The 15,918-nt window shown below is 57.7% G+C and carries 11 protein-coding genes; 6 read left to right on the top strand and 5 right to left on the bottom strand.

The window, feature by feature from the left end:
- Positions 1–67: 67 nt before the first annotated feature.
- Positions 68–1,372, top strand: coding sequence for an NRAMP family divalent metal transporter (locus SynA1825c_RS12600; protein WP_186469604.1), 1,305 nt, complete (start codon positions 68–70; stop codon positions 1,370–1,372).
- A gap of 99 nt (positions 1,373–1,471) precedes the next feature.
- On the opposite strand, the gene SynA1825c_RS12595 is transcribed toward SynA1825c_RS12600, so the two are convergent.
- The 5 genes from SynA1825c_RS12595 to SynA1825c_RS12575 form a co-directional block, all read right to left on the bottom strand.
- Entirely contained in the window at positions 1,472–1,885 is a 414-nt protein-coding gene (locus SynA1825c_RS12595) for an Hsp20/alpha crystallin family protein (protein WP_186469603.1), read from the bottom strand.
- A gap of 169 nt (positions 1,886–2,054) precedes the next feature.
- The gene (locus SynA1825c_RS12590; protein ID WP_186469602.1) at positions 2,055–2,540 is read right to left on the bottom strand and encodes an MEKHLA domain-containing protein; all 486 of its coding nucleotides are present in this window, start codon (positions 2,538–2,540) and stop codon (positions 2,055–2,057) included.
- The gene (locus tag SynA1825c_RS12585) at positions 2,533–3,438 is read right to left on the bottom strand and encodes an SWIM zinc finger family protein (protein ID WP_186469601.1); all 906 of its coding nucleotides are present in this window, start codon (positions 3,436–3,438) and stop codon (positions 2,533–2,535) included. Before SynA1825c_RS12585 ends, SynA1825c_RS12590 begins: the two co-directional genes overlap by 8 nt.
- A 4-nt stretch (positions 3,439–3,442) precedes the next feature.
- On the bottom strand, positions 3,443–6,643 hold the full coding sequence (locus tag SynA1825c_RS12580; RefSeq protein ID WP_186469600.1) for a DEAD/DEAH box helicase: 3,201 nt from the start codon (positions 6,641–6,643) through the stop codon (positions 3,443–3,445).
- On the bottom strand, positions 6,640–7,053 hold the full coding sequence (locus SynA1825c_RS12575; RefSeq protein WP_186469599.1) for a hypothetical protein: 414 nt from the start codon (positions 7,051–7,053) through the stop codon (positions 6,640–6,642). Before SynA1825c_RS12575 ends, SynA1825c_RS12580 begins: the two co-directional genes overlap by 4 nt.
- Before the next feature lie 35 nt (positions 7,054–7,088).
- Here SynA1825c_RS12575 and alaS point away from each other — a divergent pair, with 35 nt between their 5' ends.
- From alaS to SynA1825c_RS12545, 5 genes are all read left to right on the top strand, one after another.
- A complete protein-coding gene (gene alaS, locus SynA1825c_RS12570) occupies positions 7,089–9,770 on the top strand; it encodes an alanine--tRNA ligase (protein WP_186469598.1) in 2,682 nt (893 codons plus the stop codon).
- A gap of 386 nt (positions 9,771–10,156) precedes the next feature.
- The gene (locus tag SynA1825c_RS12565; protein WP_186469597.1) at positions 10,157–12,736 is read left to right on the top strand and encodes a 4Fe-4S binding protein; all 2,580 of its coding nucleotides are present in this window, start codon (positions 10,157–10,159) and stop codon (positions 12,734–12,736) included.
- Positions 12,737–13,163: 427 nt separating this feature from the next.
- Positions 13,164–13,514 (top strand): DUF3307 domain-containing protein, encoded by a 351-nt coding sequence (locus SynA1825c_RS12555; protein WP_186469595.1) that lies wholly within the window; start codon positions 13,164–13,166, stop codon positions 13,512–13,514.
- A gap of 27 nt (positions 13,515–13,541) precedes the next feature.
- Positions 13,542–15,038: a mechanosensitive ion channel family protein gene (locus SynA1825c_RS12550; RefSeq protein ID WP_186469594.1), complete on the top strand. Its 1,497-nt coding sequence runs from the start codon at positions 13,542–13,544 to the stop codon at positions 15,036–15,038.
- 75 nt (positions 15,039–15,113) lie between these two features.
- Positions 15,114–15,764 carry a hypothetical protein gene (locus SynA1825c_RS12545; RefSeq protein ID WP_186469593.1) on the top strand — a complete coding sequence of 217 codons (651 nt, stop codon included), beginning with the start codon at positions 15,114–15,116 and terminating at the stop codon, positions 15,762–15,764.
- The last annotated feature ends 154 nt before the right edge of the window (positions 15,765–15,918 follow it).

Raw genomic sequence — 15,918 nt, 5'->3', positions numbered from 1 at the left:
GAAATGCGACGGAAATCAACTTTAAGAAGAGTGGGTTGGAAGATGGCTTGCAGTGCGATCAGCTGTTATGTCATCCAGCGCCGTTAAGGCGATCTCAGGAGTGCGACGCAGCCTCGGGCCGGGCATCCTGTTGGCCGGTGCCTGCATCGGTGGCTCCCACCTGATGTCGTCCACCACGGCCGGTGCCCGTTTCGGGTTTGCCCTGGTGGGCCTGATCTTGCTCACCAACTTGGTGAAATACCCCTTTCTGCGAGTGGGCAGCCGCTTCACGGCCGCCACAGGACTGTCCTTGCTGGAGGGTTTTCAGAAGCGCAGCAAGACCTATCTGCCTCTTTACCTGCTGGTCAGTTTGTTCACCGGGACGTTCACGATCGCGGCGGTCAGCTTCGTCGCTGGGCTGTTGCTCACGAACATTCCTTTGTTGGCTGAGACCAACCGTTTTGGCCTGTCGATCGCTGTTCTGGCGGCCTGTGGTCTGATTCTTCTGTTCGGTCACTACCGAGCCCTGGATCGGTTGTCGAAGCTGCTGGTGGCATTGCTCACCTTGCTCACCGGGGTGGCTGCGGCGTCCTTGCTGATTCGCGGTCCCGCCGGAGATGTGGCCTCCACGTGGCTTGCGGCCGATCCCTCTCCCTGGCAGCTGGCCGACCTTGGCTTTCTGATTCCGTTGATGGGCTGGATGCCGGGGCCCGTGGAGATGTGCGTGTGGCCATCGCTTTGGATGTTCTCCCGTGCCCGCGACAGTGATCACACGGCATCGCTCAAGGAGGCCGAGACCGATTTCAATCTCGGTTACGGCGTCACGGTGGTCACCGCCCTGTTCTTCGTGATCCTTGGTGCTTACACGATGTACGGCACCGGCGACGGGATGATGCAGGGCTCTGGCGTCGCCTTTGCCCAGAACCTCATCCGCATCTACACCGATGCGATGGGCACCTGGGCGGCCTGGATCATCGTTCCAGCGGCCTTTGCTGCCATGTTCAGCACCACGCTGACCTGCCTCGATGCTTATCCGCGCAGCATCTCCGCTATTCAGGGTTTGCTCCAGGGTGTGGATCGCGGCGACTCGGCGCCCGGTCCCCAGCGGCGGCGACTGGGGCTGTGGATTCTGCTGCATCTTTTGGCGGCGCTGGTGGCACTGCTCTGGGCCTACAGCGGTGGCGTCACCGTGAAGGATTTCGTGTTTGGTGCCATGACGGGCAGTTTTCTGACGGCGCCGGTGTTCGCCTGGATGGCGATGGACACCATGAACAGTCCCTTGGTGGAGCCTCAGCATCGCGATGGCCTGGCCATGCGGGCGCTCAGTTGGTTCGGTCTGGTGTTTTTGGTGGGCGTCAGTCTCTTGTTCATCGGCTGGTCGCTGACGCGTTGATGCGCAGAGGGCCGCTCCCTATGAAAAAGCCCTCGCTGGGAGGCGAGGGCCAGATTGCGTTCTCTTCACTGTGGGTCATGGTTACGGGGAGGCTGACGCTCAGGCGTCCACAGCCACCGTGACGCTGGTGTGACTCTGGGTTTTCCCTGCCGTGATTTCCAGCACGCCGTCTCGGTAGTTGGCGGTGATGGCCTCTCGGTTCAGGCCTTGGCCAAAGCGGAAGCTGCGGCTCCAGGTGCCGTAGCGGAATTCGCTCAGCAGGGCGGTCTCGGCGGAGTCAGCGGCTTCGTTCGTTGGTTCAGGCTGCAGAGATTGCCGCTCGGCGGTGACGCTCAAGCTGCGGTCGGTGGCTTTCACGTCGATTGAGTCACGGGCGACACCCGGGAGTTCCAGGCGCACGGTGTAGTGGTCGGCGGTTTCGTAAATCTCGGCGGCAGGAACGCGCTCTGCTTGGGACAACTGCTGGTCGAGGCGCTCGAACAGGTCGAAAGGGGATTGGCGAAGGGTGATCATGATGAACTCCTCAGGAGTGATGTTGATGGGGTGTTGGCATCACCCACGAGAACAATCTGCGCCGTTTGATTGAATCTGAAGAGGTGGAGAACCGCCCGATTTGGTTCGGTCAAGACCACCTAGTTCGGTTGTTGCGACAGCATTGCCGTGGGAGCCGTACCGTTGTCTCTCAGGGCTCAATCCAATACCAGTTGGAGAAAGCAGCTGCCTGTCCACAGCTGCGGTTTTCTTCATCCCAAAGAGTCCAAATCCTGGCGTTGTTGATCATGAATCGGCGTCCATTTCCGCTGATGCGAATGCCTCGGTAGCCCTCGAACGCGTCTTGGCGCTGTGCCTGCTGAAGGGCAGAGGCGCGCTCCCGTCGTGCCCCTTCCTCAGCGGTGTAGCGCGATGGCATGCCGATCATCTCTGGCCAGGAGCGTTGCCAGAGCCGCAAAGCCATGGCGTTGGCATAGATCAAGCGCGGATCGTTGCTGTTGTCGTGGGCGAGAACAGCAACGGCGCTGCTGAACAGCTCTTGGTTGGTCAGTCGTCTTGAGGTGCCAGGACGGTCGCATGCGAGCAGCGCTCTTCCGAAGGCCCGTTGATGCGAGCGCAGCAGAATGGAGGTGAGCCCCTGACTCTCCTGCGTCAGCCAGGGTGCTGTCTCAGCCACCGGTGGCCATTGCTTCCAGCATGGCCCGCTGCGCCAGAGCCTGTCCCTGATCGCGTAGATGCTGAATGAAGCGTGGCTTGGCTTCTGGAAAGCGTGGTTCCTCGGCCAGGGGCAGTTCACCTGCGGAGTCCAGGCCCGTGTCTCCGTCCATGGCGGGTGTGATAACCACCAGATCACCGTCCAGGCTGGCGTCGTAACGCCACCACAGCGTTGGGTCCAGCACCGCCGGGTGGGGAGGCGTCACTGGTCCAGGGATGTCTGGTTCAGCGCCAGCGTCCGACGCCGCAGAGTCATCGGTGGCGGCGGATTGTTTGGCGACCCTGGCCTGAAGGGCTTTGAGCCGGTGTTCGGCAAGGTCTTCCAGCAGCTTGGCTCGGGTGCGGCCTCTGAGCTGGAACAGCACGAAGGGATCTTCGCTGAAGCGTTCCCCCATCAGGAAATAGACCGCACTGATGTGCTTGCAAGGATTCGCTTTGTCAGGGCAGCTGCATTCGCTGCGCACCTCCTGGAGCTTGAAGGGAAAAAGGCGACGGCCACTAGCAGCGAAGGCCCGCTCGATGTCGGCTGGCATGATTCCGGCCAGCAGCTGAGCTGACCAGCGGGCTTTCTGAGTGAGGGCCTCCAGCACGTAGCCCCAGTCTTCGTCATTCAGCACATCCAGCCAGAGTTTCACCTTGTAGGGGTCTTCACCGGTGCCTTGCACCCGGGCGTGGACGCGGCGGCCTTCAAAACGGATCGAGGTGACGTGCCCTTCTCGGGCGTAGGTCCAGGCGCGCTCCAGGCGTTTCTTGAAGCGGTAGGAGTTGATCAACTCCATCCACTGCTCCACCCACCACGGCTGCTGGCCGAGCCCTTCATCGCCGAGGGAGGTGTTGATGCCGTTGGGAGTAATGCTCATGGTTTCAAGACGGGGTGTCCTCGAGGCTCACCAGCTCCTTGAGCTGGCCCATGTCGAGGCCTCCGAGCCATTCTTCGCCGGAACCGACGATGTCTTCCGCCAGTCTGGACTTCTCCCGGATCATTCGGTCAATCTTTTCTTCCACCGATCCGCTGGTGATGAATTTGTGCACCATCACTCGGTTGGTCTGACCGATGCGATAAGCGCGGTCGGTGGCCTGGTTTTCAACGGCGGGGTTCCACCAGCGGTCGATGTGGAACACATGACTGGCGCGCGTGAGATTGAGGCCCACACCGCCAGCTTTGAGTGACAGCAAGAACAGCTGCGGCCCGCGCGGGTCTTCCTGGAAGCGATCCACCATCGCCTGGCGTTCGCTTTTCCTGGTGCTGCCGCTGAGGAAGGGCACCTCGCTGCGCCAACGGCGTTGCAGATAGCCCTGCAGCAGATTGCCCCACTCCGCGAACTGCGTGAACAGCAGCGCCCGATCGCCGGCTTCGATTACCTCTTCGAGAATCTCTTCGAGCCGTTGCAGCTTCACAGAGCGTTTCAGGAAGTCGTTGCTCGCTGACTCTTCCTTGAGGGCAAGGGCGGGGTGATTGCAGATCTGTTTCAAGCGGGTGAGCAATGCCAGAACCTGGCCGTGCCGTTTGCCGCGGGGGGCCTGGGCAATGGCATCGAGCGTGTCTTCGACGGTCTTGGCGTAGAGCGATTTCTGTTCTTTGCTCAACCCCACCCATTCGCTCAGCTCTACCTTCTCCGGCAGATCCGAGATGATCGCTTTGTCGGTTTTCAACCGGCGCAGGATGAAGGGACCCACGCGGGATTTGAGATCCCGCAGCGATGACATATCGCCATAGCGTTCGATCGGCATCCGATAGCGCTGGTGGAAGAACTCCTCTTCCCCCAACACGCGGGGGTTGAGGAAATCCATCAGCGCCCATAGTTCACTCACGCGGTTCTCCACCGGTGTGCCAGTGAGAGCGATGCGGAATCGGGTGCCTTTGCGAGTTCGGGCCAGGTCACGGGCGGCCTGACTCTGTTTGGCCGAGGGGTTCTTGATGGCTTGCGCTTCATCAATCACCGTGCCTTGCCAGTCGAAGCTTTCCAGCAGTTCGCTGTCCCGTTGCAACAGCCCGTAGCTGGTGAGCACCAGGTCCACATCCTTCAGGGCCTTTTTCAAGGCTGCTGGGGTGGTTGGGCGTCTAGGCCCATAGTGCTCTCGGACCTGGAGTTCAGGGGTGAACGCTGCGGCTTCCCGCTTCCAGTTGGTCAGCACCGAAGTGGGCGCCACCAGCAGCACGGGTCGTTTCAGCTCCTTCTCCATCTTCAGGTGCTGGAGAAACGCCAGCAGCTGGATTGTTTTGCCGAGGCCCATGTCATCGGCCAGGCAGGCACCCTGATCAAACCGATGCAGGAAGGCCAGCCACCCCAGTCCACGTTCTTGGTAAGGCCGCAGCTGTCCGCAGAACCCCTCTGGTGCCGGCAGTGGATCCGGTGATTTCTGCTGGTGATACTGCTCCAGAACGGCTTGCAGCCGGGGCCCCGCATCGAAGGCATGCACCGGCAACCGCATCATCGTGTCGCCTTCTGTGGCTGTCAGGCGCAGCGCGTCGTCGAGGCTCAGTTCCGGGTTGGCGCTGCAAAACCGTTCAGCGTTCTTGAGATCATTGGGCCGCAATTCGATCCAGGCGCCCTTGTGGCGCACCAGGGGACTGCGTTTGCCGCTGAGGCGCTCCAGCTCCCGCAGCGTCAGAGTGACACCACCGATCATCAGCTCCCAGCTCCAATCCAGGCTTTCGCCCAAGGTGAAGCCGCGCGATCGTTGGGGAAGTTCGGCCTTGATGGCCAGGCCCAGTCGGCTGGCCAGTCCGCCAGAGAGGCTCGGGGGCAGATCGACGCCCACCCCCACATCTCGCAACTGGCGCGCTGCAGTGCGCACCAGCACGAAGGCTTCAGCCGGGGTCAGTTGCATCGCTTCTGGTGTTGCGCTCTCCAGTCCGCGCTCGATGGGGGAAAACACGGTGATTGCTCGGCCCATGCCTTCGAGCAGCACTTCGCTGGGACGCTCCACAGGGATTTCTCCGAGTTGCAACCCGTCTGGACCGGCGGCCCAAGCTGTACCGGCTGGCAGTTTCAAGGTGGGATCCGCTTCCGCTTGTAAGAAGAAACGCAGGGGCCAGAGGTCCTCCCCTTCCGCTGGGGTTTCAAGCTCCAGGCAGGCACGCGCAGCGGCCACATTTCCGGCCACACCCTCACGCCAATGGTGACTGGCAGTTGCCAGACGTTCAGCGTCCTCATCCTTGAGGTTGATCACGCCGGTTTCAGAGCTAAGCGCGTCCTCCCAGGCGCAGAGCAAGGGGTCTAGGCCTTCCTGATCCGGTGTGAAGCCTTTGCGCAGCTGGGCATCCACCAGGTCTTCCAGCAAAGTGGCCACCCGCAGGCGGCCGCTGCGGGGTCGGCAGCAGGCCACGGGATTGGCGGCCCGCATCGCTTCAGGTCGCAGTCGGGTCATCCGATTGCTGCGTTTGCCGGTCGGTTCACGCCAGGGCAGTGCACAGGTCGCTACCAAGGGCAGCCGTGCTGCCATGTCCTCCAGGCGGCGGCGGTCTTCTTCCCGGTTGAGCAGCGGCACCCAGCGGGCTCGATGCGGATAGCCCTCGCCCTTGCTCAGTTCCACCTGCGGTAACCAGCGACCCCTCGCCACCAAGCTGAGGGCCCAGCGCTGCATGTGGCTCCACCAGCGCAGCTCGTCGGCCAGATCCGGATGACGCCCGGATAGGGGCAGCCGCGCCAACCACTCGGTGGCCGCCATCGGTTCGATCGCAAGACCCTGCACCTGCCAGGGCCACCATTCCGTGGTTTTGGGAATCGGCTCGCCCGCCTGCAGCGGCAGGCCGCACCAGGGAGGTGCGTCGTCGCTGGAAGTCTCTTGAGCGGCCTTGGCCTTTCGCGTCGGCTTCACGCTGCGGCTCGGCAGGGTGAGACAGGCCGTGGCGTCAATGATGCCGTTGGGGAGTAGATCCCGTTCGCTCAGCAGAGCGCGCAGGTCTTCAGCCTTGAGCGTGAATGGATGGATGGCTGGTGTCGTGCCTGGTCCCATGGGCTCGGCCACCCTCCAGGTGTCAGCCCACACGAGCAATGCAGCTCGCCCGGAGCTGCTGGGAGTACGGATGGCCGGAAGCCAGGTGGCGTGCAGCAGGCTCATGGCCGCGACGCAGACAACATGCGTTGGAACCCGTGGAGCAAGAGCGAACTGCCGATCAACGGCAGCCACCCCATGACGAAATCCTTCACTAATGATGCCAGGGCGTCTGCTCCATCCCAAGGGGAGGCCAGGGACATTCCCAAAGTGCGTACGCCGCAGATGGCCCCCACCAGTCCTGCTTGGAGATGGGAATCCTCAGGATCGACGCGTTCCAAATGGAATGCCAGCAGGCCGTAAAACAATCCGCAGCCGGTGGATCTCACAGCCTGGTCGATCCCGAAGGGCAGGCTGATCAGCCCTGCAGTGACCCCGGCAATCAGGGCCCAGCTCAGGGAGCGCAGCCTGAGGGACGCGCGGCTCGGCTCGGCAGTGCTGTCAGCCAACGTCGGTGGCGGCTCAAAGGCGATCATGGCTGCTGGACCCGCTTTTCGAGCTCGAACTCGCCATGGCTGTTGCACGATCGTCGCGAACCGATGCAGCGCGTCCCCGCACGGGTGCGGAGATCCGAGAAGCGTTTCTGGCTTTTTTCGAGGAGCGCGGCCACAAACGCATGGCCAGCGCTTCCCTGGTGCCTGACGACCCCACGGTGTTGCTCACCATTGCTGGGATGCTGCCGTTCAAGCCGATTTTCCTTGGACAGCAGGAGCGTCCAGCCCCCTGTGCCACCAGTTCCCAGAAGTGCATCCGCACCAACGACATTGAGAACGTGGGCCGGACTGCTAGGCACCACACCTTTTTCGAGATGCTCGGCAACTTTTCGTTTGGGGACTACTTCAAGCGGCAGGCGATCGAGTGGGCCTGGGAGCTAAGCACGCAGGTGTTCGGTCTGGATCCCAAAAATTTGGTGGTGAGTGTCTTCCGTGATGACGACGAAGCGGAGCAGATTTGGCGTGAGGTGGTGGGGGTGAACCCCAAGCGGATCATCCGTATGGATGAGGCCGACAACTTCTGGGCCTCTGGTCCCACTGGGCCGTGTGGGCCCTGTTCGGAGATCTACTACGACTTCAAGCCTGAACTGGGCGATGACGGCATCGATCTGGACGACGACGACCGCTTCATCGAGTTCTACAACCTGGTGTTCATGCAGTCGAACCGCGACGCGGAGGGAATGCTCACGCCGCTCGCGAACCGCAACATTGACACCGGCATGGGTCTGGAGCGAATGGCGCAGATTCTGCAGAAGGTTCCCAACAATTACGAGACCGATCTGATCTTTCCGCTGATTCAGGCGGCTGCTGAGCAGGCTGGTGTTGACTACCACCAGCTCGATGACAAGGGCCAAACGTCGCTCAAGGTGATCGGTGATCACAGCCGTGCGATCACCCAGCTGATCAGCGATGGCGTCACCGCTAGCAACCTCGGCCGCGGCTACATCCTGCGGCGCCTGCTGCGCCGGGTGGTGCGCCATGGCCGTCTTCTCGGCATCGATCAGCCGTTTCTCCAGGCCATGGGTGAGGCTTCCATCGCCCTGATGCAATCAGTGCATCCGCAGTTGCTAGAGCGGCGGGAGGTGATCCTTGCGGAACTGCAACGGGAAGAAGCTCGCTTCCTGGAGACCTTGGAACGCGGCGAGAAGTTGCTCGCTGATGTGCTCGCGGCCAAGCCGTCGCAGATCAATGGTGAGCAGGCCTTTGAGCTCTATGACACCTATGGATTCCCCTTGGAGCTCACCCAGGAGATCGCTGAGGAGCATGGCCTTGCTGTGGATGTCGACGGCTTTGAGACGGCGATGGAGCAGCAGCGCCAGCGGGCGAAAGCAGCTGCAGTGAGCATTGACCTCACGCTGCAAGACGCGATCGACCAGGTGGCTGCAGGACTGCAAGACACTGAGTTTCGGGGTTATGAGCAGCTGGAACAAAGCAGCAGCATCCAGGCCCTGGTGGTGAACGGTGAGCCGGCGAAGACCGCTGTCGCTGGAGATGCCGTTCAGGTGGTGCTGGATGTCACGCCGTTCTATGGCGAAGGGGGCGGCCAGATCGGTGATCGGGGCACGCTGGTGGCGGATGGCCAGGCCGGTGATGGCCTGATCGTGATCGTCGAGTCCGTGAGTCGCAACCGCAGTGTGTTCGTGCACAGCGGTCGTGTGGAGCGCGGTGGTCTGTCGGTGGGTGATGTGGTGTACGGCCGGGTGGATCGTGCTTGCCGTCGTCGTGCGCAGGCCAATCACACCGCTACCCACCTGTTGCAAGCAGCGCTTAAACAGGTGGTGGATTCCGGTATCGGTCAGGCCGGCTCCTTGGTGAGTTTTGATCGCCTGCGTTTCGATTTCCACTGCCCGCGGGCGGTCACCGCAGAGGAACTGGAACGTATTGAGAGCTTGATCAATGGTTGGATTGCCGATGCTCATGCGCTCGAGGTGCAGGAGATGGCGATCGAGCAGGCCAAGGCCGCTGGAGCGGTGGCGATGTTCGGTGAGAAATATGCCGATGTGGTGCGTGTGGTGGATGTGCCAGGCGTATCGATGGAGCTCTGCGGTGGCACCCATGTGGGCAACACGGCGGAAATCGGGCTGTTCAAGATCGTGAGTGAGAGCGGTGTCGCTGCTGGCATTCGCCGCATCGAAGCCGTCGCTGGTGCAGCAGTGCTGCCCTATCTCAATGAACGGGATGCGGTGGTGAAGCGGCTGGGTGAGCGCTTCAAGGCGCAGCCTGCGGAGATCGTCGACCGGGTCATTGCCCTGCAAGACGAGCTGAAAGCCACTGGCAAGGCGCTGGCCGCGGCGCAGGCTGAACTGGCGGTGGCCAAGTCAGCAGCGCTGGCCTTGAAGGCTGTTGCGGTGGGCGACTTCCAGCTGCTGGTGGAACGACTCGATGGCGTGGATGGCGCGGGTCTGCAGGGGGCCGCGCAGAACCTGGCTGATCAGATGGGGGATGGTGCTGCGGTCGTGATCGGTGGACTGCCGGACCCAGCCGATCAGGGCAAAGTGATCCTGGTGGCGGCCTTCGGCACGTCGGTGATTGCTGCCAAGCTCCAGGCCGGCCAATTCATCGCTGGCATCGCCAAGCTCTGTGGCGGTGGTGGCGGTGGCCGGCCCAACCTGGCTCAGGCTGGAGGGCGTGATGGGGCTGCCCTGGATGGTGCCTTGGAGCAGGCCAAAACCATGTTGCGGCAAGAGCTGCAGGGGTAATCAGCCGTCCACGGGCTGGTCATTGGTTCTCCCAAGCAGACTTGGATTTGGATGCCACCGACTCAATCTCGGCGAGTGTGTGCATCCTGGCTCTTGGGGGAGATTGATGGCCTTAGCACTGTTTTCAGCACCTTCAAGGTTTGCAATGCTCCCGTCGGCGGAACACCATCGTGCCTGCTTCATCGGTGATCTCCTGCGAGCTCAGATCTTGCTTTTGAGCCGCTAGCAGCACTTTCAGCCACTAGCGCAAGGCTTCCAGTTGTGGTGTTCGACCCACATGGCCCTGATGCTTTTCATCTTTGGCTTGGGCGCTGGGATGCAACCTTCTGATTGACGTTCAAAGGTCATTTTGGCCAGGTTAAGGTGATGTTTGAGCGCGATTCAGCATGCGTTGGTTCAGCCAATGGCCAGAACATCAGGCACGGGTAGTGCGCTGGATTTTATTGACTGGTTGGTGTTTATTGATCCTCTCACTGCTTATTCCAGTGTTGGCATTGCCACCGTCATTGGCTCCAGGTTGTGAACCCAACGCTATTGAGTGCGTGATGCATCGCCAGCCAGGGAATCGTTTGTTTTGGGGAGTCGTTGTTCCATCTGGTTTGTTGATTTTGGTTGTTGGAAGCCACGAATTTTGGCGCCGAATTTGTCCATTGGCATTTGTCTCTCAGGCTGCTCGCTCACTTGGGATTCAGCGCAAAGTTGAGAATAAAAGAGGTCGTCTTGAGCCCGTTAAGGTCAATCCAGACTCATGGCTCGCGCGTCATCACGTGCAATTGCAATGGACGCTTCTGATTGCTGGACTTTGTCTTCGTCTGTTGGTTGTTAATTCCAGTCCAATAGGCCTGGCATCGCTAATGATTTTTACTCTGGCAGCAGCAGCATTCGTTGGTTGGTTCTATGCCGGAAAAGCCTGGTGTCAATATATCTGTCCAATGGGTCCAGTTCAAACGATTTTGACGGGTCAGCGCGGTGCTCTTGGGGGAGCTGCTCATATCGGTAGTACAACCAAGATCACTCAGTCGATGTGTCGCTCCATTGCTGATTCAGGTCAGGAGAAAAGTGCCTGTGTGGCTTGCCAAGTCTCTTGCATTGATATTGATTCTGAACGCCATTATTGGAAGTCTCTCTGGGGTAAGCGTGGATTGGCTTGGGCCTGGTATTCCTATCCAGGTCTGATTCTGATGTTCTTTGAGTTGATGATGGCTATTGAGGCTCATGTGGCACCCAAAGATTCAGAACTCACTTATTTGCGCGAAGGCCACTGGGCTTTTGATGCAACATTACCTGCGCGAGCTTTTGATCCTTTGGGTGGATGGCTTCCGTTTCCAAGGATTGTGGTAATCCCCCTGCTTTTGGCCTTAGCTGGCTGGGCCTCTTTTGCTGTCTTTCAAGGCATGGAGCGCATCTTTTTGCATCGATACGAAAAACTAGGGTTGCCTACCGCTGCAGAGTTAGCGGTTAGTCGGACGCGTTTACTAGCCACTTTTTTTTCAGTTAACTTTTTTTTCTGGTTCGTTGATCCCAGTCAGGGCACGTTTGGTCCCCATGGGGGTCAATGGATGCGCTCGTTGGTATTAGCGGTCTCGGCGATTGTTTTATTCCGTTCTTGGTCGCGTGACCAATCCACGTATCGTCGTGAGAGCACAAGCGATAGTTTGAGAAGACAACTGAAGCAACTTCCTGATCTCGATATCGCATTGGATGGACGAAGATTGCAGGACTTGTCGGCCCAAGAGATTTTTACTTTGGCCAAGGCACTTCCTGTTGCTGTTCGTGGACAGGCCCGTGAGATTTATCAAGGAGTCATTCGTGATTTGATTGGTAAGGGCTCTCTTGATCGAGCCGTTGCGTTAGCGGACTTAGAAGAGTTGCGTCAAAGTTTGAAGCTTTCCGAAGAGGATCACCATGCCGCCATCCGCGTTTTAGCGGTCGAGGAACCGTCGTTGTTGCAGCTGGATGAGCGAACTCTGCAGCTTCAGCAATTACGTGAAGAAGCTTTTGCTGAAGTCATTGAGGATTTTCTGGTCATATCAAGCTTGCAGACTCTTGAAGTCGCTGCTCTCCCTGCGCAATTGCAGTCTCGCCTGGAACGGTTGAAGTTGGATTCAGGTTTGGAGGATGCTGATGCTGAGCGCGTGCTTGGCCGATTCAGTAGCACGGGTGATTTGGCACGGTTGAGGATGCAGACACGCCTGCAGCAATTCAAGCAAGAGCGCGCCTACTTGTTGGTTTTGCAAGAGCATGCAACCGATCAGGTGTTGCTGCATCCTTTGGCGTTAGCGATGGAGCAGCGTTTGAATGGAATTGCTGAGGTTTTTCCTCCTGATGTATTGGAAAAGGAGTTGCAGCAACAACCAGACCAGAGCGCTTCTTTGGATCAAGCGCTTGAGACGCTATGGATGGATCCTGACCCCGATACAGCTGGTTGGGTCTTGATGGTCGAGCGACTCATTCGGCCTGAGGTTGTTGCATTGAGATTGCAGTCCGGTCGACTTGAGCTTGGGACATCAATGTTTTTGGAGAGTCAGATCAAGGGTCAAAAGCATCGTGATCTCGATGAATTTCCTTGCTTAGCAAATTCAAGCTTGTTCGGTGATTTGTTGCCGTCTGGATTGCTATGGGTTGCTGAGAATGGTTGGTTGAAATCGTGGTCAGCCAGTGATGCTGTGAACCTCAAGAATTTAATCCTGTTGATTCTTCGTGGTGGTGCAACCGAAATAACCGATGGTGGCCAACTCCTGCAGCATGGCGTTGGCTCCGTCATCGGTGCAATGGAGGTGATTACCGGAGAGCCATCCATGAGCCAGCTTCAGGCTTGCTCCGATGGCCTTACCGTTTTTGTGTTTCCTGTTCACGCCTTTGATGAGTTGATGCAGCGCTCGAGCCATTTCACGCACGGCTTGCTGCGTCAACTGGCCAAGCGTCTGAAGCGATCAGACGAAACACCGATGAGTGGGTCGTTTTAAGCAGCGGCGTTGGTCTTCGAGGTAGGTGGTCTGCCGCTGACTGCCTTCGAGGTCATTCATCAGGCGCTTCGCTGTGCTGTTAGATCGTTCATCGCTGATGTCGGTTTCTTCTGCGTTGGGCGACTTTGAGCTGCTTGTTAACGGTGGGATGGTGGTTGTCGGCCGAACCTGGCGCCTGAGGTCTAAGAGGAAGACGTCGTTGCAGGGTTGATGACGGAGTTTTCAGGCCCTTTGCTTTTGCGCTCGTTCAGCTGGAGAGCAATGGAATCCATCGCACGGCGTTGTTGCACAAGAGTATGGCTGTGACGTGTTGATTGCAGATTGCCCCATGCCAGCCCTTTCCTTCTTGCACGTAACGGCTCACGTTGTTCTGTTGAAATCTTTTGCGGATGAGTCACGATAAAAGGGTGATGGTCGCTTTCCGCAGATGCTTGAGATAGCCTTTCCTGCGGATCAACCCTTTCAACTGCTGATCTTGCTCATTCTTGGGCATTTTGTTGCTGACTTTCCCCTCCAAGGGGATCGGATGGCAGTTGAAAAGTGTCCAGGGAAAGATGTTGTTTTGGATTGGCGTTGGTGGTTGTCTGCCCACGCGGGAACCCACGGTTTTGTGGTCGCTTTGCTGACGGGTGTTCCGATTCTTGGCTTAGCGGAAATGTTCTTCCATGCCGTTATTGATTATGGCAAGTGTCGTTTCCGATACACCCTTGCTGCTGATCAGCTGATGCATGGGGCCTGCAAGGTGCTTTGGGTCATGGTTCTGACAGAGTGGCTGTAAGACGTTGATGATGCCTGAAGTGCTGTGATGCCCTTGTTTTTGTTGGTGTTGCTATGGCTGCTGACCTTTGTGTTGGGTCGTGCTCGTCGATCGCATTCGTTTCGGTATGGACGTTGGATCCCCGGGATGTTGTTTTTTCGGGTGTCATTGACGGCTGCAATTTTGAGTCGTTTGGTGCTGTTGTTCGAGCAGCAGGGTGAGGCACTGATCTGGCTCCGATTGGTTGAGATCGGTGCGCTCTATGTCGCCCTCGTTGAGGTTGTCCTTGATTTTTTTTGGATCGTACTCGCCAGATTCAGTCGGCGCAAAGTTGCGCCTCCAAGGATTTTGAAGGATCTGCTTCTTGTTGGGGCGGTAATGGTGGTGGTAGCAGCTCAGCTTCAAAGCCAAGGATTGTTGACCACCCTTGGTTCAGCAGCAGTTTTGGGAGGCCTGGCTTTTGTTGTGGGTCCCGGCACCGCCTCGCAGATCAGCAATATTTCTTCTGCTCTCACATTTCAGGTGGAGCGGCAATTTTCAGTTGGCGATTGGGTGGAGATTGATGGTTGTGTTGGCCGTGTTGAGACTGTGTCATGGAACAGTGCCTACCTCTATGACAACGCGCGAGATCGGATGATCATTCTTCCGAACTCTGTGATTGACACTGGAAAAGTGATTAATTTTTCCAGGCCCACTGCACGTCGTTATCAACTAGACATCGTTATGGGCCTTCCCTACGAGGCGCCGCCTGGGAAGATTATTGCAATTTTATCGGCTGTTTTAGATCAACACCCTAGTGTTGTAGATGCGCAAGATTCGTACATTTTGGTCGAAGAATTTAGTGATTCATCGATTAACTATCGATTATGGTTTTTCATTGAAGACTACATGCAAAGGGCTGTTATTAAGTCAAGTCTTTTTGCTGATGCTTGGTATGCTGTGCATCGTGCGGGTTACTCATTCCCATATCCGGTTGAGGATACCAGAACGTTTGCTGATACCGAACGGAGAGAGGGGGAGCTTGAACAGCAATTGCAAGATGAGAGTTTTGCTGTTCTGCGGAGTGAGCTGCTGTTTGAGTCGCTTAACGATGCTCAAATCAGGGACATTGTCGTACACGATCCAGTTCTGTCGTTTGGTGATGCTGAGACGATTGTTCGTGAAGGCGATGTGGGTGGTTCGATGTACGTCGTCCTCGAGGGGACATGTTCTGTACATGTGAAGGCGAGTGGTGCCCAACAGGGGCAGATACAGCTAGCCGAATTGTGTCAGGGAGCTGTTTTTGGTGAAATGGCTGCTCTCACTGATGAGCCTCGCAAGGCATCAGTATTGGCTAAGGGGCATGTGATGGTTCAGAAAATTAGTCAGCGCACAATCAATGATCAGTTCTTGAAAAACGGTGATGCCATGGAAGCTTTCGCAGCTGTCATGGCGAATCGTGAATCACGCCGCCGCGAATTCTCGCTGGACCAGACCCAGACCTTTGAGCTTGATTTAATTGAGCGCATGCGCAAGACCTTTGCTCGACTGTTCTCAGCAAGCTGACACAACATCAATTTCGTTGGTGTTTCAGATTTCGTTTTGGACAGTTGACAGGATTGTTGCCAGGCTGGAGAGATAGTGGACACCCCTCGGAATATGGGCCGCTTTTCAGCCCAATCAATGTTGCTCTCAGCTGTTGCTGGTTTGGTGATCAGTAGCGGCTTTGCAGTGATGGTGGAAGCTCAACCCGATCCGCGCAGCACCTTCCCTGGGCGGCGTGTGGGCGGAGGGACCCGCGGCGAGTGTAGCGCTCGTTCCCTGATTCATCTGGTTCCTGAGACCAGTGTCTACGCGCCCGATGCGTCGGGTCTTGTGGGCATTCTGCAGGGTCCATCTGATCGTCCAGTGAGCCTGCAGGTCATCCTGAAGCCTGAGGACGGCACTACCGAAAGCACCCGCACCCTTGCTGCAGGTCCGGCAAGCGTCGTGCTGTTTGATGTGGAAGGGACGCGTCCTGTTGTTTGGGAAACGAGTTTCAATTGCGAGTCTGGAGACGAGGGAGATAGCCCCGACCCCATGGCCTTTGTCCAATCATCCTCCCCTCCGGCATTGAGTTTGTTGGTGTCGGATGCTGAGCCCACCGATCAGTCATTGCAAGCACTGTTAAGAGGCCTGCTCGCCAAGTGTGGATCCAATGTGTCAACTGCAGAGACCATGTCTCAATTTGGATTTGCAGATTTGGTCACGGAGGCTTGGCCTAAGACGCTACCGATTCGTTGTGACTCGTGAACGTTGAAACATCTTTATTTAATTCGCCGTCATATTGGCCTCTAAGTTGTGAAACCTTATTTGTCAATATTGTATGAATCATTGAATTGTCCTCTCTTCGCTTAGCGTTATGCTGTAAAACTTCAGTTATGCTTTTATTCTCTTCTAGATTTGC

Origin of the sequence: Synechococcus sp. A18-25c (genome assembly GCF_014280035.1) — a bacterium.
In the GTDB taxonomy this organism is placed as follows: Bacteria; Cyanobacteriota; Cyanobacteriia; order PCC-6307; family Cyanobiaceae; genus Synechococcus_C.
Note: the sequence above shows the minus strand (reverse complement) of the source record. Positions and strands in the feature narration are given on the sequence as shown.

Bases quoted from the DNA above. Each gene is read 5' to 3' on its own strand.
- SynA1825c_RS12595 (WP_186469603.1), bottom strand. From the start codon at position 1,885: ATGATCACCCTTCGCCAATCCCCTTTCGACCTGTTCGAGCGCCTCGAC.
- SynA1825c_RS12565 (WP_186469597.1), top strand. From the start codon at position 10,157: ATGCGTTGGTTCAGCCAATGGCCAGAACATCAGGCACGGGTAGTGCGC.
- SynA1825c_RS12580 (WP_186469600.1), bottom strand. From the start codon at position 6,643: ATGAGCCTGCTGCACGCCACCTGGCTTCCGGCCATCCGTACTCCCAGC.
- alaS (WP_186469598.1), top strand. From the start codon at position 7,089: ATGGCTGTTGCACGATCGTCGCGAACCGATGCAGCGCGTCCCCGCACG.
- SynA1825c_RS12585 (WP_186469601.1), bottom strand. From the start codon at position 3,438: ATGAGCATTACTCCCAACGGCATCAACACCTCCCTCGGCGATGAAGGG.
- SynA1825c_RS12575 (WP_186469599.1), bottom strand. From the start codon at position 7,053: ATGATCGCCTTTGAGCCGCCACCGACGTTGGCTGACAGCACTGCCGAG.
- SynA1825c_RS12555 (WP_186469595.1), top strand. From the start codon at position 13,164: ATGCTTGAGATAGCCTTTCCTGCGGATCAACCCTTTCAACTGCTGATC.
- SynA1825c_RS12550 (WP_186469594.1), top strand. From the start codon at position 13,542: ATGCCCTTGTTTTTGTTGGTGTTGCTATGGCTGCTGACCTTTGTGTTG.
- SynA1825c_RS12600 (WP_186469604.1), top strand. From the start codon at position 68: ATGTCATCCAGCGCCGTTAAGGCGATCTCAGGAGTGCGACGCAGCCTC.